We start from the raw sequence: 19,969 nt of genomic DNA, 5'->3' as shown, positions 1-19,969 counted from the left end.
CGTGGGGTGGGAGAGACCTCCGGTTATTCGTCGACCGACCGGAGGAGCACCACCAGTGCACGTACCCCTGTATGTATGGGCGATCACCATCGTGATCGTCATGGGCTTCATCGCCTTCGATTTTTACGCCCACGTCCGCACGCCCCATGAGCCGTCGCTCAAGGAGGCCGGCGGCTGGACCGCCTTCTACGTCGTCCTGGCCCTGCTGTTCGGCGGGTTCATCTGGCTGTTCTGGGACCATGAACGCGGCATCGAGTTCCTCTCGGGCTACGTCACCGAGAAGGCCCTGAGCGTGGACAACTTGTTCGTGTTCGCGCTGATCATCGGCGCGTTCAAGATCCCGCGTAAGTACCAGCAGAAGGTGCTGCTCTTCGGCATCGCGATGGCGCTGGTGTTCCGCACGGTGTTCATCCTCATCGGCGCGGCGATGATTTCCGCGTGGTCCGACATCTTCTACCTGTTCGCCATCTTCCTGCTGTACACCGCCATCAAGACGGTGTGGGACGAGGCGGCGGACAAGCCGGAGACGGACCCGAACGACATGGCCGTGATCAAGATGCTCAAGAAGGTCATCCCGATCTCGTCGAAGTACCACAAGGATCGCCTGACGGCGAAGATCGACGGCAAGCGCTTCTTCACGCCGCTGGCGGTGGCGCTGGTGGCCATCGGCTTCGTGGACATCATGTTCGCCTTCGACTCGATCCCGGCGATCTTCGGCCTGACCGACGAGCCCTACATCGTGTTCACGGCCAATGCGTTGGCTCTGATGGGTCTGCGCCAGATGTACTTCCTGCTCGACGGCCTGCTCGATCGCCTGGTGTACCTGGCCTACGGCCTGGGCATCATCCTGGGCTTCATCGCCGTCAAGCTCTTCCTGCACGCGCTGCACGAGAACAACTTGCCGTTCATCAACGGCGGCGAGGACGTGAAGGTGCCGGAGATCGGCACGTGGACGTCGCTGGCCGTCATCGTCGGCGTCCTGGTGATCACGGTCGTGGCGTCCTGGCTGAAGAACAAGCGCGACGAGAACATGGGCGGCGTCGCCCCGAAGCGCTGGACAGGCCACGACGAGGAGCACGAGGAGATCAACGGATCCAACGGTTCCGCGGCACCCACGGGTGCGGATGCGCAGGCGGTCGGGCGCAACGCCCGTTCGCTTTCCGACGGCCCGGCGTCCGCGCCGAGCAACGCGGACGCGGGCGACGACGGGCGCGGTCCCGGCCGGGTCTAGTCGTCCCAGACGTTGATGACCGGGTTCCATTCCCGGATCGCCCGGTCATCGAGAACTCCCCGGACGTGGAACGGATCCGCGTCCATCACCGAGGCGGGGTCTTCGCCGTCATCCACGCGGATGACGATGAGGGCCCCGCCTTCGGCGTCGGGGTGGGGGCCGGAGCCGATGATCTTGCCCTCGTCCTTCAGCACGGCGATGAAGGCGCGGTGGTCGGGGCGGGCCTCGGCGATGCGGGGATCGGTGGGGTCGTAGCGGTAGGACACTGCGTAGATGGTCATGGCCGAAAGTCTACGACCGGCACCTCCGATTAGAGCGTTTCGGATTCGGCGGTAGTGTTGTCCGCGTGACCGATCAGACCCGTCCCGCCGCGGATGCCGCGCCCTCCAACTGGAACCTGCCCAATGCGCTGACCGTGCTGCGCATTCTCGGCGTCCCCGTCTTCCTGTGGCTGCTGCTGCAGGAGGGCGGGGAGGACGCCGGGTGGCGCTGGTGGGCGTTCGGCGTGTTCGCATTGCTCATGATCACCGACAAGATCGACGGTGATCTGGCGCGCAGCCGCAATCTGGTGACGGACTTCGGCAAGATCGCCGACCCCATCGCGGACAAGGCGCTGATGATCGGTGCGCTGGTCGGGCTGAACATCATCGAGCTGTTGCCGTGGTGGATCACGGCGATCATCGTCGTGCGCGAGTTGGGCATCACCTTGTGGCGCGTGGTGCAGCTGCGCCGCGGCCACGTGGTGCCGGCGTCGAAGGGCGGCAAGCTCAAGACCGTGGCGCAGTCGTTGGCCGTGGCGCTGTTCCTCATGCCGCTGGCGTGGCTGTTCTGGCCGGCGTGGATCGTCATGATCATCGCCGTGGCCATCACCGTGGTCACCGGCATCCAGTACATCGTCGATTCGCGCAAGGCCGCCGCGTGACGCCGGGGGAGCCCGCCGCCGATCCATTGGCCGGTTCCACCCGTGCCGCCGAGGTCGTCGCGGAGCTCACCGCGCGGGGCCAGACTCTGGCCGCCGCCGAGTCGCTGACGGCCGGCTTGTTCTGCGCCACCGTCGCAGGGGTGCCCGGGGCGTCGGCGGCGCTGCGGGGCGGGCTGATCACCTACGCCACCGATTTGAAGGAGACGCTGTCCGACGTCCCCGCCGAGACGCTGCGCGCCCACGGGCCCGTGGCTCCCGACACGGCCCGCGCCATGGCGGCGGGGGCGAAGCGACGCTGCGGCGCGGACTGGGGCGTCGCGTTGACCGGCGTGGCCGGGCCCGACGCCCAGGACGGGCACCCCGTCGGCGAGGTGTGGTGCGGGATCGCGGTCCCCGGCACGCGTGGGGCGGATGACGGGGACGTGGTCGTCGTCAAGCGTCTCGAGGTGGATCCGGGCGCCGGGCGCTGGGGGATCCGCGCCGGAGCGGTCGCGGCGGCGCTGGAGCTGCTCGCGGATCAACTCGCCGCCCGCTGAGGCGGGGCACCCCGGGGTGGCCGCGACGGGAAGAATCCGCCGCGGAATCGGGGTTGTCGGGAACAAACCGGTGAGGTCGTGCGTTAATGGGGGTGATGATCAACGACACGATGACCATTTCCGCCCCCGCGCCGGCGAACCCGCCCGCGCGCACGCCGCTGCCGACCGCGGAACCGGCGCGTGAACCGCTGCTGCGCGAAGCCCTCGGGGAAGCGCTGCGCGACATCCGCACCCGCAACGGGATGACCCTGCGCGAGTTGTCCGACATCGCCGCCATCAGCCCCGGTTACCTGTCCGAGCTGGAGCGCGGCCGCAAGGAGGTGTCGTCGGAATTGCTGGCGTCGGTGTGCCAGGGACTGTCCGTCTCGGTTTCCGACGTCATCATCGACGCCGCCGGCACCATGGCCCTGCACGCCGCCCGCCCCGAAATGGCCGCGATGTAGGCGAGCCGCCGCTGCGGCGCGACACGCCGCCGGGTATCCTGGGACGCCGGACGGCCCCGGGTCTCCCACCGCACATCCGTCGACTCCCTGAGGAAGGTACCGAGCAACAATGGCAAACCCCTTCGCCAAGCTGTGGAACTACATGATGGCCCTGTTCGACTCGAAGATCGAGGAGAACGCGGACCCCAAGGTCCAGATCCAGCAGGCCATCGAAGACGCCCAGCGTCAGCACCAGGAGCTTTCCCAGCAGGCGGCGGCCGTCATCGGCAACCAGCGTCAGCTCGAAATGCGCCTCAACCGCCAGTTGGCGGAGATCGAGAAGCTCCAGGGCAACACCCGCCAGGCGCTCCAGCTCGCGGACAAGGCCCGCGGCGAGGGCGACCAGGCCAAGGCCGTGGAGTACGAGAACGCCGCGGAGGCGTTCGCCGCCCAGCTGGTCACCGCCGAGCAGTCGGTGGAGGACCTCAAGGGCCTGCACGACCAGTCTCTGCAGCAGGCCGCCCAGGCCAAGAAGGCCGTGGAGCGCAACTCCATGGCCCTGCAGCAGAAGGTCGCCGAGCGCACCAAGCTGCTGTCGCAGCTGGAGCAGGCGAAGATGCAGGAGAAGGTCTCGGAGTCGCTGCAGTCGATGAACGAGCTGTCCTCCGGTTCGACGCCGAACCTGGATCAGGTGCGCGACAAGATCGAGCGACGCTACGCCAACGCCCTCGGCCAGGCCGAGCTGGCGCAGAATTCGGTCCAGGGCCGCATGGCCGAGGTGGAGCAGGCCGGCATCCAGATGGCCGGTCACTCGCGCCTGGAGCAGATCCGCTCCGAGATGCGCGGCGGCAACCAGCTGTCCGCCGGTGGCGCCCAGGGTGCCATCGAGCAGGGCCAGGGCGGCCAGTCCGGCGCTGCCGACCCGGCCGTCGAGGCCAAGCTCCGCGAGCTGCGCGGCGGCAACTAGCCGTACGCCAACACTGACCGGCGGCCGACCACATTGCGTGGTCGGCCGCCGGTTTTTGCGTGGCGACGCGCCGGCGTGCGCGGCGGCGCGTCGTGAAGCTAGTCGCCGACGCCGCGGGCGAGCAAAGCGTCGGACATGGCGCGGGAGCGGCGGATGGTCCGGATGATCACCGGCACGCCGAACGCCGTCACGGATGCGGAGGCGCCGCGGGCGCGGCGGGCGTCGAGGACTTCGCGCACCGCCTGGACCTGCAGGGGGATCAGCCGCAGCGTCAGGGACATCGCCAGCGAGATCGTGGACACCGGCAGGCCCAGCTTGCCCAGGGGCGCGAGCATGCGGTCGAAGGTGTCCATGAGGGCCGACACGCGCGTGGTCAGGGTCAGGATCGTCGCCGCGATGACGGAGGCGAGGATCTGCAGGAAAAGCGTGATGCCCAGCTCCCACTTGCCGGTCAAGGCCTGGATGATGGCGATGAACGCCAGCAGGGGGACCGCGCCGAGCAGCTGCGAGACCGCCACCTTCCACGGGATGCGGGCGACGGCGTAGCCCGACAGTGCGATGGCCAACGCGATGGCGGCGGTCGGGATGGTGCGGGCCAGCAGCGTCGCCAGGACGATGAACCCCACGACCAGCGCCAGCTTCGGGCCGACGGGCATGCGGTGCACGGGCGAATCGCCCTTGACGTAGACGGACAGGGGCACGACCAGGGCGCCGCGGCCGGCCATCAGGCGCCCATCCGCGCGACGTAACCGTCGATGACGCAACGGGGATCGCCGTCGTCGACGATGAGGCCGTCTTCGATGCACAGCACGCGATCGAAATCGGCGACGAAATCCAGGTCGTGGGTGACCACGATGAGCTGCTGGTCCAACTGCGCGAACGTCGAGGCCAGCAGCTTTCGGTTGCGCAGGTCCAGAAGCGTCGTCGGTTCGTCTGCGATGACCAGCTCCGGTTCGAGCACGAGCACCGACGTCAGCGCCAGCAGCTGCTTTTGCCCGCCCGACAGCAGGTGCGGGGAATGGTCCGCGTGGCCGGCGAGGTCGAAGCGCCGTAAAGCGGCCGCGGTCAGTTCCTCGCGCTGCTTCGGCGGCACGCCGCGCTGGCGCAGGGAAAAGGAGACGTCCTCGGCGACGGTGGGCATGACGATCTGGTTGTCGGCGTCGGAGAAGACGAAGCCGACGTTGCGGCGGACCTCGCGGCCTTTGCGGGCGGGGTCCAGGCCGCCGACGTCGATGCGGCCGGACGACGCGTCGGCGAGCCCGTTGATCAGGCGGACGAACGTGGACTTGCCGCCGCCGTTGGGCCCGATGATGCCGATGCGGCGCTCGGACAGCTCGACCGTCACCGGGCCGAGGGCGCGGCGGCCCTCGTAATCGCAGGTGACGGAATCGAAGCGGATGACGGTCATCGGATGGTGGTGGTCTCCGGGGAGGTGGCGTTGGCATCGGCGGTGGCGCGGCGGCGGCCCGGGCGCAGGTCCGGGAAGGCGCGCAGCACCGGCGCCGCGATGAGCGCGGCGACGACGATCTTGATGATATCGCCCGGGATGAACGGGGCGTTGGCCACGATGGCCTCGCCGGCGCCCATGTCGGCGCGGACCATCAGGCCGAGGGCGCCGAAGAAGTACTGCACGAGGACGCCGACGAGGCCGGCGACGATGAACAGGCCGATCATGGCGCCGGCGCGGCGCGGGCGACGGACGGTCAGCAGCCCGATGACCAGCGCTGCGAAGATGTAGCCGACGATGTAGCCGGCGGTGGGGCCGGGCAGGGCGGACAGAGTGGTGCGGAAGCCCGCGAGGTTGGGCACGCCGATGAGGCCGACGCCGAGGAACAGAAGAACGGCCAGGGTGCCTCGGCGCCAGCCGAGGAGCATGGCGACCAGGGCGATGCCCATGTTCTGCAGGACGATGGGCACGCCGGCGGCGCCGACCGGGATGGACACGGCGCCCAGGACGATGATGAGGGCGGCGAACGCCGCGATGTAGACCAGAGACTGGATCGCTTGCTTCTGCATGAGAAGGAATCTTAGCGGTCCGCTTGATCAGTGTTCAGCGTGGGGTGCGCGTCGGGGTCGGGGCCGTTCGGGCGGCGGTGTCGCCATGGTCGGGCGGGTCGCCGGTGCTACCGTGTCCGCATGCGTTTGGCCGATTTTCACCGCTTCGTCGAGGCCGAGTTCGGCGACCCCCACGGGTCCTGGCTGTTGGAGTCGCATGTGCTCGCCGAGTACGGCGCCACGCCCGCCGAGTTGATCGAACGTGGCGTTGAACCCCGGGACGTGTGGTGGGCGCTGTGCCGCGACCATGACGTGCCGGAGGAGCGCTGGTACGGGCCGGACGACTGAGTCGGGCACAGTGCTTTGCGACGATTGGGCGCAAGCGGCGTGTCGGCGGGTTTCGATGGGCATTCGAACGGCCGTTCGTCTATAGTCGAACCCGTGCGGTCTTCGGATCCGTCTCGCCCTGTACAACCACGGGTGTGGGCGGCGAGGGTGCCGCGGAAAAACGAAATGGAACCGATTCGCTCCGGGGCGCGTCCAATAGGGCGTGACGCAGACAATGGCGCCGGGCGCGCATCAGGTACGGGACGAAACGGATCTAGACGCGGCGGAGACGGCGCGTGGACGGGAGACGGACATGGCGAAGGCAACTCGGAAGAAGACGAACGGCGCGAGCAGCGGCGATCGGCTCAAGGCGCTGGATGTGGCGCTGGCGAACATCGAGAAGGATTTCGGCAAGGGCGCCGTGATGCGCCTGGGCGACGAGGATCGTCCGCCGATTCGGGCGATTTCCTCCGGCAACATCGCCATTGACGTGGCGCTGGGCATCGGCGGTTTCCCGCGTGGCCGCATCGTGGAGATCTATGGGCCGGAGTCGTCGGGCAAGACGACCGTGGCCCTGCACGCCATCGCCGAGGCGCAGCGCGCCGGCGGCATCGCGGCGTTCGTCGACGCCGAGCACGCGCTTGACCCGGATTACGCCCGCAAGCTGGGCGTGGACACGGACAACCTGTTGGTGTCGCAGCCGGACAACGGTGAGCAGGCGCTGGAGATCACCGACATGCTGGTGCGTTCGGGGGCCATCGACATCATTGTGGTGGACTCGGTGGCGGCGTTGACGCCGAAGGCCGAGATCGACGGCGAGATGGGCGATTCCCACGTCGGCCTGCAGGCGCGCCTGATGAGCCAGGCGCTGCGAAAGATGACCGGTGCGGTGTCCAACTCGGGGACCACGGCGGTGTTCATCAACCAGCTGCGCGAGAAGATCGGCGTGATGTTCGGTTCGCCGGAGACGACCACGGGCGGCAAGGCGCTGAAGTTCTACGCGTCCGTGCGCATCGACGTGCGTCGCATCCAGACCCTGAAGGACGGCCAGGACGCGGTGGGCAACCGCACCAAGCTCAAGGTGGTCAAGAACAAGGTGTCGCCGCCGTTCAAGATCGCCGAGTTCGACATCATCTACGGCCAGGGCATTTCCCGCGAGGGGTCGATCCTGGACATGGGCGTGGACAACGGCATCATCAAGAAGTCGGGTTCGTGGTTCACCTACGAGGGCGATCAGCTGGGGCAGGGCAAGGAGAAGTCGCGCGATTACCTCAAGGCGAATCCCGACCTGGCGGCGGAGCTCGAGGACAAGATCAAGCGCAAGCTCGGCGTCGGCGAGTACGCCAACGCAACCGACGAGGAGCCGGATGCCGACGCGCCGGTGGATGTGGTGCCCGACATCGATTTCGATGACGAGGACGACGAGTAGGAGAACACGGGGGGACGCATGACGGGCACGGGTGAGGCGCGGGACGCGAAGCTGGAGAAGCTCCGCGCCGCGATGGAGAAGGTCGCCGCCGAGGGCGGTGAGCCGATCATCGACGCCGACGCGGAGGCCGTGAAGGCCCCCATCCGGTCCCGCGCCCTGCGGCTCCTCGATTCCCGGGCCCGGTCCCGGGCGGAGCTGCGGGGGCGGCTCGCCGAAAACGAGGAATGGCCGGCGGTGGCCATCGACGAGGTGCTGGACGACCTGACGGCATCGAAGCTCCTCGACGACGCCCACTTCGCCCGCGAATGGGTGCGCCAGCGCCATGCGGGACGCGGAAAGTCGCGCATGGTGCTCGACCGGGAGCTGGTGGAAAAGGGCATTCCCGCGCATCTGCGGGAAGAAGCGCTGGAACAGGTCAGCGACGCCGACGAATCGGCGATCGCCCGGTCGCTGGCGGAGAAGAAGGCCCGCACCATCAAAACCGTCCCCGCTGACCGGGCGGCCCGCGACAAGGATCTCCGGCGCGTCGTCGGCGTGCTGGCCCGCCGCGGATTCAACCAGGGGCTGTCCATGTCCATCGCCATAGACGCCATCGACGCCCGTTACGACGAACTGTCGTCGTAACGGGCGTCGTAGGGGCCTCGTACACGGCCTTGTGAAGGGCGGCGGGGCCGAAGATCCGGGTCCCGGGCCTACTGGCCGGGGTTGCGGATCTCCTTGTACTCGGGATCGTGCCAGTCGACCATGACCTCGTCCTTGGTCTCCAGGCCCTGATCGGGCTGGTGGGGGACCGCCGCGACGATGTTGCGCCGGGCGCGGCCCGCGCGCAGCTGGTACTCGATGCGCTGCGCCACGCGGGTCAGGGCGAAGTTGATCAGGAACATGATCGCCGCGACCACCAACAGCGCCGCGAAGAAGTTCCGGTAGTACGACGCCGACTGGATGCCGGAGCGCACGACCTCGACGTAGCCGATTGTGTAACCCAGGGCGGAGTCCTTCAGCGCGATGACCATCTGTGCGATCAGCGCCGGCAGCATCGCCGCCACCGCCTGGGGGAGCAGGATGGTGATCGTCGTCTGGCGGCGGGTCAGGCCCAGGGCCAAGGCGGCCTCCGTCTGCCCCTTCGGCAGCGACATGATGCCCGACCGCAGGATCTCCGCGATGACGGACCCGTTGTACAGCGTCAGGCCGAAGACGACCGCCGCGAAGGACAGCATCGCCGACGGGAACACCGCGTACTGGGCGAATAGCTGGTAGGCGAAGATGATCAGGATCAGCACCGGCACCGCGCGGAAGAACTCCACGAGGATGGCGCAGATCCACCGCAGCCAGGCCTTCTCCGACAGCCGGCCCAGCCCCAAAGCCGCGCCGATGGCCAGCGCCAGCACGATCGACAGCGCCGCGGCCGTCAGCGTGCCGACCAAGCCCGGCAACAGGTACGTCGTCCAGGTCGTGGACTTGAGGAACGGCGTCCACTTGTCGGCCTCGAACTGGCCGTTGGCGGCCAGCGTCGAGCCGACCCACCACAAGATCAGCGCGGTGACGATGATCGTCGCCACGGTGAGGATCAGATTGGTCCTGCGTCCCCGGGGGCCCGGGGTGTCGTACAGGACGGTTGCCCTGGTGCTCATCAGTGCTTCACCGCCATCTTCCGTCCGACCCGTCCGAAGATCAGGCCCATGGGCAAGGTCAGGATCACGAAGCCGAGCGCGAACAACCCGAAGGTCGGGAACAGCAGGTCGGCGTTGTTTTCCAGGGTTTCCTTCATCAGCAGCGATGCTTCGGCGACGCCGATCATCGACGCGATGGTCGTGTTCTTGGTCAAGGCGATGGCCGTGTTGCCCAGCGGGATGATCGCCGCGCGGAACGCCTGCGGGAAGATGATCTTGGAGAACACCTGGCTGAAGGGCAGGCCCAGCGACCGGGCCGCCTCGGCCTGGCCGAACGGCACGGTGTTGATTCCCGAGCGCAGCGACTCGGCGACGAACGCCGCCGTGTAGAGCGTGAAGCCGAGGACGGCGAGCCAGAAGTTGTTGTTGACGATGAACTCGTCGTTCTCCGGCGCCAGGGCCAGCCCCAGATTCTGGTACAGGCCGATGGAGCAGAACAGGACGATGAGCGTCAGCGGCGTATTGCGCAGCACCTCGATGTAGCCGGTGGCCAGCGACCGCAAAATGGCGACGGGGGAGACGCGCATCGCGGTGAGGATGGTGCCCAGGATCAGGGCGCCGATCGCCGAGAAGAACGTCAGCTTGATGGTGACCCAGAAGGCCGGCAGCAGTGCCGGGCCGACTTCGGTCCAAAAATCGGTCATTGTCGTCGCGCCTCCTAACTTTCTTCCAGGAAGGACAGGTCGCCGATGGCGTCCTCGTCGGCGGTGTCGGCGTTTTCGCCGAGGTTGCGCTCGAGGATGCGGCGGAACTCGCCGGAGGCGTACATCTCGCGCAAGGCCTCGTTGATGGCCTCCGTGGAAGCCTCGTCGCCCTTGGCGTGGCCGATGCCGTAGTGCTCGTTGGTGAACGGCTCGCCGTCGGCGGTGTTCATGGGAACGACCCGCAGCTCGTTGTCGTACTGGGCGGCGTAACCGGCGAGAATGGTCGCGTCAGTGGTCAAGGCGTCGACCTTGCCCCGGTACAGCGCTTCCACGCAGGACGAATAGGAGTCGAATTCCTGCAGCTGCACGCCGGGCAGGGCGTCCTTGATCTTCTGCGCGGGCGTCGAACCCGTCACCGAGCACAGCTTGCGGCCGTTGGCCAGGTCCTCGAGGGACTCCAGCGTGCGGTCATCGTCGCGCACCAGCAGCGCCTGGTGGGTGAGCAGGTACGGGCCGCCGAAATCGACGGTCTTCGCGCGGCCGGTGTTGATCGAGTACGTCGCGGTGATCATGGTGACCTCGCCGTTGTTGATCAGCGTCTCGCGCTGCGCAGACGGGGTCTCGCGCCACTTGATCTCGGGGTGCGCCCAGCCGTTGGCGTCGGCGATGTGGTTGACCACGTAGGTGGCCACGTCGACGTCGATGCCGGCCATGGACTTGTCGGGGTGGCGCAGGCCGAGCCCCGGCTGGTCGTACTTGGTGCCCAGGATCACCTCGCCGGCCTGCACGTCGCCGACGACGCTGCGCGGCTCCGACGACCCGCAGGCGACCATCGCGGCGGCCGCGCCAATGGCGGTCACCGCGGCGGCCACGCGCCGGATCAGGGGTTTGTTCATCATCATGACCGCCCCTAGTGTCCGAGGATCTTGCCCAGGAAGTCCCGGGCGCGATCGGTGGCGGGGGAGTCGAAGAAGGAGTCGGGATCGGTGTCCTCGAGGATCTCGCCGTCGGCCATGAACAGGATGCGGTCGGCGGCCTTGCGGGCGAAGCCCATCTCGTGGGTGACGCACACCATGGTCATGCCCTCCTTGGCCAGCGAGGCCATGACGTCGAGGACCTCGTTGACCATCTCCGGGTCGAGCGCGGAGGTCGGCTCGTCGAAAAGCATGACCTTCGGGTTCATGGCCAGCGCGCGGGCGATGGCCACGCGCTGCTGCTGCCCGCCCGACAGCTGCGCCGGGTACTTGTCGGCCTGCGCCGCGATGCCGACGCGGTCGAGCAGGCGCATGGCCAGCTCGGAGGCGTCCGCCTTGGACATCTTGCGCACCTTCATCGGAGCGAGGGTGACGTTGTCCTTGATGGTCAGGTGCGAAAACAGGTTGAAGGACTGGAAGACCATGCCGACGTCGGCGCGCAGGCCGGCCAGCTGCTTGCCTTCCTCCGGCAGCTTCTCGCCATCGATGTAGATGGAGCCTTCCTCGATGGTCTCCAGGCGGTTGATGGTCCGGCACAGGGTGGACTTGCCGGAGCCGGACGGGCCGAGCACGACCACGACCTGGCCGCGGGGGATCTCCAGGTTGATGTTCTTCAGGGCGTGGAAGTCGTCGAAGTACTTCTCGACGCCCTCCATCGCGATCATGGCGGTCCCGCCGCCCATGCGTGAATCTGTCATGACGATGAAGTTACTCCGATCACTGCCCGGGGCAGAAGCGGCGAAGCTCATATTTCGTTTCCGATCGGTAAAACAATCGGGCATCTTTCCCCGTTGCGATGCCCGAATCGGTCCGGCGGTGGCCCGGCGGGCGTCGTCAAGCGAGAAACCGGGACCCGTGCGGGCCGCGCAATTGGGGAACCCGTCCCCGGTCGCGATACCCTTTCCCGCGTGACGCACGCCAGCCCGAATGCCAGCCCCACCACCCCGAACGCAGCTTCGGCGGCCGGACCCCGCACCTACGAAGTGCGCACGTTCGGTTGCCAGATGAACGTCCACGACTCCGAGCGCCTGTCCGGCCTGCTCGAGGACAACGGCTACGCCGCCGCGGTCGAGGGCGATCGCCCCGACCTGATCGTGTTCAACACCTGCGCGGTGCGCGAAAACGCCGACAATCGCCTCTACGGCACGCTCGGCCAGCTCAAGCCGCTCAAGGACGCCAACCCCGGCATGCAGATCGCCGTCGGCGGCTGCCTGGCCCAGAAGGACAAGGCGACCGTGGTGAAGAAGGCACCGTGGGTCGACGTGGTCTTCGGCACCCACAATCTCGGTTCGCTGCCCGCCCTGCTGGAGCGCGCGGCGCACAACCACGAGGCGCAGGTCGAGATCAAGGATGCGCTGGAGGACTTCCCGTCGGTGCTGCCCGCCAAGCGCGAGTCGCCGTACGCCGGCTGGGTGTCGGTGTCGGTGGGCTGCAACAACACCTGCACCTTCTGCATCGTGCCGTCGCTGCGCGGCAAGGAGCGCGACCGCCGCCCCGGCGACATCCTCGCCGAGGTGCAGGCGCTGGTCGAGCAGGGCGTGTCCGAGGTGACGCTGCTGGGGCAGAACGTCAACGCCTACGGCGTGCATTTCGACGACCCGTCGCTGGAGCGCGATCGCAGCGCGTTTTCCAAGCTGTTGCGCGCGTGCGGGCAGATCGAGGGCCTGGAGCGCGTGCGCTTCACCTCGCCGCACCCGGCGGAGTTCACCGACGACGTCATCGACGCGATGGCCGAAACCGCCAACGTCGCCCCGCAGCTGCACATGCCGCTGCAGTCGGGCTCGGACAAGGTGCTCAAGGACATGCGCCGGTCCTACCGCTCGAAGAAGTTCCTGGGCATCCTGGACAAGGTCCGCGAGCGGATGCCGGATGCGGCGATCACCACCGACATCATCGTCGGCTTCCCCGGAGAGACGGAGGAGGATTTCCAGGCGACGCTCGACGTGGTGGAGCGCGCCCGCTTCACCTCGGCGTTCACCTTCCAGTACTCGCCGCGCCCGGGCACGCCCGCCGCCGACATGGCCGACCAGGTGCCGCCGCACGTGGTCAAGGAGCGCTACGGCCGCCTGATCGAGCTGCAGGAGCGCATCAGCGCCGAGGAGAACGCCAAGCAGGTCGGCCGCACCCTCGATCTGCTGGTCACCGCCGATGACGGCAAGAAGAACACCGAAACCCGCCGCATGTCCGGCCGCGCGGTCGACGGCAGGCTGGTGCACTTCGCCCCGGTTCCGCTTGACGACGACGCCGACGCGAACCACGTCGACGGCAAGATCCGCCCCGGCGATTACGTGACCGTGACGGTGACGGAATCGGCGCCGCACTTCCTCATCGCCGACTCCGGGGTCACCGGCCACCGCCGCACCCGCGCCGGCGACATGTGGGAGGCGGGCAACACCCCGACCACGGCGCCGATCGGCGTGGGACTAGGCTTGCCCGGGGTGGGTCGGCCGTCGCCGACCATCCAACGGCCGGAGAATCAGGACAGGGGTTGCGGTTGTGACTGAGTCAAACGTGGAACCGAACGGTGACGCGGACACGAGCGGGAAGGCCGGGAAGCCCGGGACCGCCGAGCGCGACAAGCTCTCCGAATTCCGCGGCGACCTGCGGGCCGCCGAACGGCGCGCCAGCGGCGAGATCACGCTGGGCAAGCAGGTCGTGCCCATGGGCATCCTGCTCGTCGGGCTGATCTTCACCTTCTTCGCCCCGCACTCGGGCTCCGTGCTCGGCTTCGACGTCCTGCTGGACACCGACGTCGCGCAGCGCTACTTCACCATGGTGCCCGAGCGGATCTACTCGATCATCCTGCTGGTCGGCATCCTGCTGGTGGTGGCCACGATTCTGTCGCGGTCGGCCGTGGTGGCCTTCGTGACGTGGGTGGTGGCGTGCATCCAGGCCGTGTATTCGGTGTTCGCCGGCTGGATGCGGCAGTCGCGTCCGCCGTCGGAGGCGTCGGAGGGCATCGGCTGGGGCCTGGCCATGGGCATCGCGTTTTCCATCGCCATGGCCATCACCATGTGCTTCGTGGTGTTCCGCAAGTCGACGTTCCAGGCGGCGCTGGCGGCGGCCCGTCGCGACGAGGTCCACGATGACCCCGTCCTGCGCGCCCAGCAGCAGTACCTGCGCGCCGGCCTGATCGACAACACGGGCACGGACATCGACGCGATGGTCGACGATCGCCGCGACCGTTCCAAGCGCCGTCGCGAAAAGCGCGCCGGAGAGCCCGGTGCGACGGGCGAGCCCGGCACCGGCGACGCGGAATAGCCCGCACTTCCGACCACCGGAGAAGACCGAAAAGGACCCCGCCGGATCCCGCGCCACATGGCACGGAGATCCGGCGAGGTCCTTCGTCGTCGGGCCGGGGCCTACATCTCCTCGAGGGCGCGCTCGGCGGCGTCGGCCCACTCGCGCCACTGCGCGGCCTGGGCGCGGGCGTCCTCGGCCTTCTTGGCCTTGCCGGCGGCCTCGAACTCGGCGGCCTTGGCCTCGAACTCGGCGGCGCGGTCGGCGAACTGCTGGACGCGCGCCATCGCCTCGGGGTCGGTGCGGCGCCATTGGGAATCGGCGGCCTCCGAGACGCGCTTTTCCAGCTTGCCGATCTTGTCCTCGAACTCGCGGACGCGGCCACGCGGGACGAAGCCGATTTCCTCCCAGCGTTCCTGGAGCTTGCGCAGCTCCGCGCGGGCGTGGTCGAGGTCCTTGTCCGGGCGGATGCGCTCGTCGTACTCGGCCAGCAGCGCCTCCTTCGCCTCGGCGTTGGCCTCGAACTCCTTGTCGCGCTCGGCGTTGACGGCGTTGCGCGCGGCGAAGAACGTGTCCTGGGCGCCCTTGAAGCGCTTCCACAGCTTGTCGTCGACCTCGCGGGGCGCGCGGCCGGCTTCCTTCCAGCGGTTCATCAGATCGCGGTAGGCGGCGGCGGTCTCGCCCCAGTCGGTGGAGTGCTGCAGGGCCTCGGCCTCTTCGATCAGGGCCTCCTTCGCCCGGCGCGCGGCCGCCCGGTTGCGGTCGAGGTCCGCGAAGTGGCTGCCGCGGCGGCGGTTGAAGGCGTCGCGGGCGCGGGAGTAGCGCTTCCACAGCAGGTCGTCGGTCTTGCGGTCGATGCCGCGGATCTGCTTCCACTCGGTGAGGATCTCCCGGATGCGATCGCCGGCGACCTTCCACTCCTCGGAGTTTTCGGCGATGTCCTCGGCCTCGGCGGCGAGCTTCTCCTTCTGCGCGATGGCGGCGGCGCGGCGCTCGGCCTTGTCGGCCTTGGCCTTCTCGCCGGCCTGATCGGCGTGGGAGAGGACGACGCCCAGCCGCTTGTCCAGTGCGGCAATGTCGCCGACCACGGCGGCGTCGGGAAGCTGTCCCTTCAGTTCTTCGGCGGACGCACGCACGGTGGCGGCCTCCTCCGGGTGGGACTGGATGCGGGCCTCGAGCAGCTCGATTTCGGTGGCCAGGTCGTCGAAACGCGCCCCGTAGTGGGCCAGGCCCTCCTCCGGGGTGCCGGCCTGCCACGATCCGACCTGGCGCTCGCCGTCGGCGGTGCGCACCCACACGGTGCCGTCGGCGTCGACGCGGCCCCACTCGGCGGGGTTGCTCTTGCGCGGGGCGGCGGGGGCCACGGGCTTGCCGGCCGTGGCCGCGGGGCGCCGGGGCATGGCTCCCGGTCGGGGACCGGGGCGGGGGCCGGGCTTCTTGGCGGGGGTGTTGTCGGTCATGGGTTCTTCGTCCAATCGGTGCTTTAGCCGCGCGGCACGGCTGCCGGATCACATTCCTCCCATCGAGTATCGCAAACCGCGCGGCCTCGCGCCGCAACTGTTTCCGGTCGGGGCAGGTGGGCCGGGTAGATTCGTGTGCGTGACACGACGACTCCTGCTCATTCCCGGCGCCCCGCTGCTGGTCCCGGAACTTTCGGGCGCGGACGCCGGCGCCGCCGAGGTGCGGGCCGCGGTGCTGGCCGCCGCCCGGCGGGTGCTGGGCGACGCCGGTCCGGCCGGTGGTGGCGCGTCGCGGCCGTTGATCGTGCGCCGCCCGGATGACCGCTTCACGACGTCCCACGCCGGTTCCTTCCGGGCCTGGGGCGCGGACGTGGCGGTCGGCGGGGGGACGCATCTGCCGGAGCTCGTGGCCCGCTGGGTGGTGCGCGAGGCCGGGCTCGATCCCGAGCACGTCGACGTCGCAGCGCAGTTGCCCGATCCGTTCGAGGTCGGCGGCGCGGGCGATGGCGATGGCCCGATCATCGTCGTCGCGGAGGGGCCCGCCGCGTTGACGGCCCGGGCGCCCCTGACCCTGTTGCCCGAAGCTGCGCCCATCGACGACGCGTGCGCGGCGATCGCGGATGGTCGCTTCAACGGCGAGCCCGGCCATGATCCCTTCGGCGAGTTCGGCCCCCGGGCGTGCGACGCCGTCGGCCTGTACACCTTGGGCGTGTGGCAGGACCTGGCGAACTTCGGCGCCGAGCTGTCGCTCGACGCGCGGTCATTTACGGCGGAGGCCACCTACCGCGGCGCGCCGCACGGCGTCGGGTACCACGTGGCGGAATGGGAGTGGGCACTGTGACCGGGAACGTGGCACCCATCGCCGTCATCGGCCCGACTGCCTCGGGCAAGTCCGACTTGGGCCTGGCGTTGGCGGAGGAATTCGGCGGCGAGATCGTCAACGTCGACTCCATGCAGCTCTACCGCGGCATGGACATCGGCACGGCCAAGCTGACGGTGGAGGAGCGCAGGGGCATCCCGCACCACCAGCTCGACGTCCTCGACGTCACCGAACCGGCGTCGGTGGCGCGGTACCAGGAGGAGGCCGTCGCCGACGTCGAGGCGATCCTGGCGCGCGGCCGCGTCCCCATCCTGGTGGGCGGGTCGATGCTCTACGTCCAGGCGCTCGTCGACGATTGGCGCTTCCCGCCGACGGATCCGGCGGTCCGCGCGAAGTGGGAGGCCGTGCAGGAGGAGGTGGGCGTCGAAAAGCTTCATGACCGCCTGGCCGAGGTGGACCCGGCTGCGGCCGCGATCATCGAGCGGCGCGACCCCCGGCGCATCGTCCGCGCGCTGGAGGTCATCGAGCTGACCGGCGAGCCGTTCGGTGCGTCGAAGCCGCCGATCGACGCGCCGCCGCGGTGGGGCACGCGGATCCTCGGGCTGGGCACGGAGGCCGCCTGGCTCAACGAGCGCATCGACCGCCGCACGCGCCTGATGTTCGAGCTGGGCCTCCCGGAGGAAGTCGACGCGCTGCTTGGCGAGGGGCTGCGCGACGGCGTCACCGCCTCCCGCGCCATCGGGTACGCGCAGGTGCTGGCGCACATCGACGGCGAATACGACCTGGCGGAGGCCGTCGAGCGCACCATCACCGGTACCCGCCGCTACGTCCGGCGCCAGAAGTCGTGGTTCAACCGCGATCCGCGCGTGACGTGGCTCGATGCGGCGGGAACCGGGGCAGGCGGTGTGCGGGAACAGGCGCTGTCGGCCTTGTCGTCGTTAACGTGACGGCAACATCGGCGGCGTAGCATCGCGCCAATGAGCTCGCACACGCATGCTTCGGAGACCGGCAACGCCGGAACCACCGCCACCGGAACCATCGCCTTCGTCAAGGGCCACGGCACGGAGAACGATTTCGTCATCCCCACCGATGCCGGCGCCGCCCTCGACCTGACCGAATCCCTGGTCGCGGCCCTGTGCGATCGCCGTGCGGGCGTCGGCGGCGACGGGCTGCTGCGGGTCGCCCGCGCCGGTGCGCTGGTGGAGGCGGGGGTCCTCGACGCGCTGCCGCATGCCGGTCGGCCCGACGAGGTCCACGCCGACGACTGGTTCATGGACTACCGCAACGCCGACGGCTCCATCGCCGAAATGTGCGGCAACGGCGTCCGCGTCTTCGCGCATCATCTGTTCGCGTCCGGCCTGACCGAGGAAATGTCCGCGCTGCGGGTGGGCACGCGGGCGGGGGTCAAGATCGTGTCGCTTGACGACGTCGCCGGCAATCGCGCCACCGTTTCCGTCGACATGGGCGCCCCCGTGGTGCTGGGTGCGGCGACGGCGTTTCTGGGCGCCGGCCGCTACGCGGGCGTGGGCGTGGACATGGGCAACCCGCATCTCGCGTGCGTGCTGCCCGGGCTCGACCCCGATGGCCTGGCCCGGCTGGACCTGGCCGGGGTGCCCGAGGTGGGCGCGGAGATGTTCCCCGCGGGCGTGAACCTGGAGGTGGTGACGCCGCTGGCGCAGTCGGGTGCGATCCACATGCGCGTCATCGAACGTGGGGTGGGGGAGACCCGCTCCTGCGGCACCGGCACCGTCGCCGCTGCGGTGGCCGCGCTGGCCGATGCTGGCCGCGGCACCGGAACCGTCGACGTCCACGTGCCCGGTGGCACGGTGACGGTGGAGGTCAACGAAGAAACGTCGATCCTCACCGGCCCATCCGTGCTGGTGGCCAGGGGAGAGATCGACGTTTCTGCGCTGCTCGTCTGATGCTGCGTCGCTGACGCGGTGTTGCTGACGCGCTGACGCACGCGGGGTGGCCCGGTGGCTAGTGGCCGCCGCAGCCGCCCGAGCCGCAGCTGCAGCCGCCGTCGCCGCAGGAATCACCGCAGCCCTGGGGTGCGATGACTTCGCCGGCCAGCAGGAACGTGCCGGATACGACGGTGCCCGGTTCCGGCGCCGGGGTGACCTCGGCCGGAACCAGTACGTCGATGGGCAGCGGCACGTCGAGGTGCAGCAGCCAGAACTCCTGGCCGGTCAGGCGGTTGGTGCGCTTCGTGGCGGAATTGACCACGCCGGACATCGTCGCCGATGCGTCGGGGGCCTTGGTGCCGGCGGCGGCACCCGTGACGGCTTCTGCGCCGGTGAAGCGAACACCGCCCGGGCGTTCGCCGGTGCGGGCCTCGAACGCGGTGGCGTCGACGTCGACGGCCACCTCCACGCCCAGCGCCGCCAGGTTGACGTGCTCGAAGGTCTGCGTGCCCTCGTCGACCAAAAGCGGAGACTGCGCCAGATGGCACGTGGCGGTGGCGACGACCTTGTCGAAATCCGGGTGGGACGGGTCGTCGGCGACGATCTCGATGAGCGCCAGGACGTCGTCAAGCGCGGAAACATGTGCCGTGACCTGGGTCAGCCCCGCGAAACCGGCGAAGGTGGAAAACGGCTCGACGCCCAGGACATGCAGGCGCGCGCCCGACGGATCCTCGAAGCGGACGAGCTGGCCGCCGCGGACCTCGCCGATGACGGAGAGATGCTCGGTGTTGATGGCCGCCTCGATGGCGTCCTGCCAACGCGGGTAGTCGAGGCCGATGCTCTTCAGGTCGGAAGTCATGGTCCGACATCTTAGTCCCGGCCCGTCCGCGAACCCATTCCGGGCGGGCGCGAGACGGTGCGGCGCGGCGGGTCGGCGAAGCCGGGGAGATGTGAGGCATCACTCATCGGTTGACGCGAAAATGGAGTAGCGTTCACCTATTCGGCGGGGCTAGGCTGACCTTAGTTATTTAAGTCAGTGTCCACTATGCATGCAGAAAACGACTTCGTTGACGTGGAGGAATGGCCAACATGGCAATTCGGCAAAACGGCGATCGGGCCCCCGGCACCGGCACCATCGAGGCGGCCGTCACCGACGCACCCGCCGTGGAACGACTCTCCGACGTAGCGGCAGGCGCAACCGTCGTGTTGTCGGCGCCGCGCACCGAGCCGCGCCTGTGCCGCCGCCTCGCCCAGTTGGGCCTGCGCCCCGGGATGGCGGTCACCATCGGGCCGCGCACCGCCGGCGGGGGACGGGTGATCAAGTCCGGGACCTCGCGCTACGCGATCGACCGCGCCACCCTCGAGATGATGGACGTGCTGCGATGAAGGCCACCACGCCCGGCCGCGCCACCATGACCGGCACCACCG

24 protein-coding genes are annotated in these 19,969 nt (G+C 69.0%); 14 read left to right on the top strand and 10 right to left on the bottom strand.

The annotated features are described in order from the left end of the window. Positions 1-55: 55 nt before the first annotated feature. The gene (locus tag CX1_RS09300; protein WP_046650447.1) at positions 56-1,231 is read left to right on the top strand and encodes a TerC family protein; all 1,176 of its coding nucleotides are present in this window, start codon (positions 56-58) and stop codon (positions 1,229-1,231) included. Here CX1_RS09300 and CX1_RS09295 read toward each other — a convergent pair. Next, the gene (locus CX1_RS09295; RefSeq protein WP_046650446.1) at positions 1,228-1,512 is read right to left on the bottom strand and encodes a YciI family protein; all 285 of its coding nucleotides are present in this window, start codon (positions 1,510-1,512) and stop codon (positions 1,228-1,230) included. The genes CX1_RS09300 and CX1_RS09295 overlap by 4 nt on opposite strands. Before the next feature lie 65 nt (positions 1,513-1,577). Here CX1_RS09295 and pgsA point away from each other — a divergent pair, with 65 nt between their 5' ends. From pgsA to CX1_RS09275, 4 genes are all read left to right on the top strand, one after another. Next, positions 1,578-2,153, top strand: a complete 576-nt coding sequence (gene pgsA, locus CX1_RS09290; protein ID WP_046650445.1) for a CDP-diacylglycerol--glycerol-3-phosphate 3-phosphatidyltransferase — start codon at positions 1,578-1,580, stop codon at positions 2,151-2,153. Further along, entirely contained in the window at positions 2,150-2,689 is a 540-nt protein-coding gene (locus CX1_RS09285) for a CinA family protein (protein WP_060925565.1), read from the top strand. Before pgsA ends, CX1_RS09285 begins: the two co-directional genes overlap by 4 nt. A gap of 110 nt (positions 2,690-2,799) precedes the next feature. Further along, positions 2,800-3,132 (top strand): helix-turn-helix domain-containing protein, encoded by a 333-nt coding sequence (locus tag CX1_RS09280; protein WP_113570030.1) that lies wholly within the window; start codon positions 2,800-2,802, stop codon positions 3,130-3,132. 109 nt (positions 3,133-3,241) lie between these two features. Further along, the gene (locus CX1_RS09275) at positions 3,242-4,078 is read left to right on the top strand and encodes a PspA/IM30 family protein (protein WP_046650752.1); all 837 of its coding nucleotides are present in this window, start codon (positions 3,242-3,244) and stop codon (positions 4,076-4,078) included. 98 nt (positions 4,079-4,176) lie between these two features. Here the strand turns inward: CX1_RS09275 and CX1_RS09270 are convergent, their stop codons facing one another. From CX1_RS09270 to CX1_RS09260, 3 genes are read right to left on the bottom strand one after another with little or no spacing between them, the layout of a single operon-like run. Next, the gene (locus tag CX1_RS09270) at positions 4,177-4,803 is read right to left on the bottom strand and encodes an energy-coupling factor transporter transmembrane component T family protein (protein ID WP_046650753.1); all 627 of its coding nucleotides are present in this window, start codon (positions 4,801-4,803) and stop codon (positions 4,177-4,179) included. Beyond that, complete coding sequence (locus tag CX1_RS09265; protein ID WP_060925564.1) at positions 4,803-5,486, bottom strand: energy-coupling factor ABC transporter ATP-binding protein; 684 nt, start codon at positions 5,484-5,486, stop codon at positions 4,803-4,805. Before CX1_RS09265 ends, CX1_RS09270 begins: the two co-directional genes overlap by 1 nt. Next, on the bottom strand, positions 5,483-6,094 hold the full coding sequence (locus tag CX1_RS09260; protein ID WP_046650756.1) for a biotin transporter BioY: 612 nt from the start codon (positions 6,092-6,094) through the stop codon (positions 5,483-5,485). Before CX1_RS09260 ends, CX1_RS09265 begins: the two co-directional genes overlap by 4 nt. A gap of 120 nt (positions 6,095-6,214) precedes the next feature. Here CX1_RS09260 and CX1_RS09255 point away from each other — a divergent pair, with 120 nt between their 5' ends. The 3 genes from CX1_RS09255 (at position 6,215) to CX1_RS09245 (ending at position 8,453) form a co-directional block, all read left to right on the top strand. Beyond that, on the top strand, positions 6,215-6,421 hold the full coding sequence (locus CX1_RS09255) for a DUF3046 domain-containing protein (RefSeq protein WP_046650757.1): 207 nt from the start codon (positions 6,215-6,217) through the stop codon (positions 6,419-6,421). Positions 6,422-6,713: 292 nt separating this feature from the next. Then, positions 6,714-7,829 carry a recombinase RecA gene (gene recA, locus CX1_RS09250; protein ID WP_046650758.1) on the top strand — a complete coding sequence of 372 codons (1,116 nt, stop codon included), beginning with the start codon at positions 6,714-6,716 and terminating at the stop codon, positions 7,827-7,829. 18 nt (positions 7,830-7,847) lie between these two features. After that, positions 7,848-8,453, top strand: coding sequence for a regulatory protein RecX (locus CX1_RS09245; RefSeq protein WP_060925563.1), 606 nt, complete (start codon positions 7,848-7,850; stop codon positions 8,451-8,453). 68 nt (positions 8,454-8,521) lie between these two features. On the opposite strand, the gene CX1_RS09240 is transcribed toward CX1_RS09245, so the two are convergent. The 4 genes from CX1_RS09240 to gluA are packed head-to-tail and all read right to left on the bottom strand — an operon-like array spanning position 8,522 to position 11,782. After that, complete coding sequence (locus CX1_RS09240; RefSeq protein WP_046650759.1) at positions 8,522-9,460, bottom strand: amino acid ABC transporter permease; 939 nt, start codon at positions 9,458-9,460, stop codon at positions 8,522-8,524. Next, positions 9,460-10,143, bottom strand: a complete 684-nt coding sequence (locus tag CX1_RS09235; protein ID WP_046650760.1) for an amino acid ABC transporter permease — start codon at positions 10,141-10,143, stop codon at positions 9,460-9,462. The genes CX1_RS09240 and CX1_RS09235 overlap by 1 nt, the downstream gene beginning before the upstream one ends. A 14-nt stretch (positions 10,144-10,157) precedes the next feature. After that, on the bottom strand, positions 10,158-11,042 hold the full coding sequence (locus CX1_RS09230; RefSeq protein ID WP_046650765.1) for a glutamate ABC transporter substrate-binding protein: 885 nt from the start codon (positions 11,040-11,042) through the stop codon (positions 10,158-10,160). Positions 11,043-11,053: 11 nt separating this feature from the next. Further along, on the bottom strand, positions 11,054-11,782 hold the full coding sequence (gene gluA, locus CX1_RS09225) for a glutamate ABC transporter ATP-binding protein GluA (protein WP_113570029.1): 729 nt from the start codon (positions 11,780-11,782) through the stop codon (positions 11,054-11,056). 339 nt (positions 11,783-12,121) lie between these two features. Here gluA and miaB point away from each other — a divergent pair, with 339 nt between their 5' ends. Together miaB and CX1_RS09215 are read left to right on the top strand one after the other, a co-directional pair. Continuing rightward, positions 12,122-13,621: a tRNA (N6-isopentenyl adenosine(37)-C2)-methylthiotransferase MiaB gene (miaB, locus tag CX1_RS09220; RefSeq protein WP_244465500.1), complete on the top strand. Its 1,500-nt coding sequence runs from the start codon at positions 12,122-12,124 to the stop codon at positions 13,619-13,621. Positions 13,622-13,628: 7 nt separating this feature from the next. Continuing rightward, entirely contained in the window at positions 13,629-14,378 is a 750-nt protein-coding gene (locus CX1_RS09215) for an Rv2732c family membrane protein (protein WP_046650763.1), read from the top strand. Between the two features lie 101 nt (positions 14,379-14,479). On the opposite strand, the gene CX1_RS09210 is transcribed toward CX1_RS09215, so the two are convergent. Beyond that, the gene (locus CX1_RS09210) at positions 14,480-15,817 is read right to left on the bottom strand and encodes a DUF349 domain-containing protein (protein WP_060925562.1); all 1,338 of its coding nucleotides are present in this window, start codon (positions 15,815-15,817) and stop codon (positions 14,480-14,482) included. Between the two features lie 139 nt (positions 15,818-15,956). On the opposite strand from CX1_RS09210, the gene CX1_RS09205 reads away from it, so the two are divergent. From CX1_RS09205 to dapF, 3 genes are read left to right on the top strand one after another with little or no spacing between them, the layout of a single operon-like run. Further along, entirely contained in the window at positions 15,957-16,658 is a 702-nt protein-coding gene (locus tag CX1_RS09205) for a class III extradiol ring-cleavage dioxygenase family protein (protein ID WP_060925561.1), read from the top strand. An 8-nt stretch (positions 16,659-16,666) separates the two neighbouring features. Next, positions 16,667-17,584, top strand: a complete 918-nt coding sequence (miaA, locus tag CX1_RS09200; RefSeq protein ID WP_046649872.1) for a tRNA (adenosine(37)-N6)-dimethylallyltransferase MiaA — start codon at positions 16,667-16,669, stop codon at positions 17,582-17,584. Positions 17,585-17,614: 30 nt separating this feature from the next. After that, positions 17,615-18,559 (top strand): diaminopimelate epimerase, encoded by a 945-nt coding sequence (dapF, locus tag CX1_RS09195; RefSeq protein ID WP_060925560.1) that lies wholly within the window; start codon positions 17,615-17,617, stop codon positions 18,557-18,559. Between the two features lie 58 nt (positions 18,560-18,617). On the opposite strand, the gene CX1_RS09190 is transcribed toward dapF, so the two are convergent. Next, positions 18,618-19,400, bottom strand: coding sequence for a hypothetical protein (locus CX1_RS09190; protein WP_046649845.1), 783 nt, complete (start codon positions 19,398-19,400; stop codon positions 18,618-18,620). Positions 19,401-19,630: 230 nt separating this feature from the next. On the opposite strand from CX1_RS09190, the gene CX1_RS09185 reads away from it, so the two are divergent. Next, positions 19,631-19,927: a ferrous iron transport protein A gene (locus CX1_RS09185; RefSeq protein ID WP_082719284.1), complete on the top strand. Its 297-nt coding sequence runs from the start codon at positions 19,631-19,633 to the stop codon at positions 19,925-19,927. The last annotated feature ends 42 nt before the right edge of the window (positions 19,928-19,969 follow it).

This window comes from Corynebacterium xerosis NBRC 16721 = ATCC 373, assembly GCF_001552415.1.
Taxonomy (GTDB): Bacteria; Actinomycetota; Actinomycetes; order Mycobacteriales; family Mycobacteriaceae; genus Corynebacterium; species Corynebacterium xerosis.
This window is presented reverse-complemented; position numbering and strand designations above follow the sequence as displayed.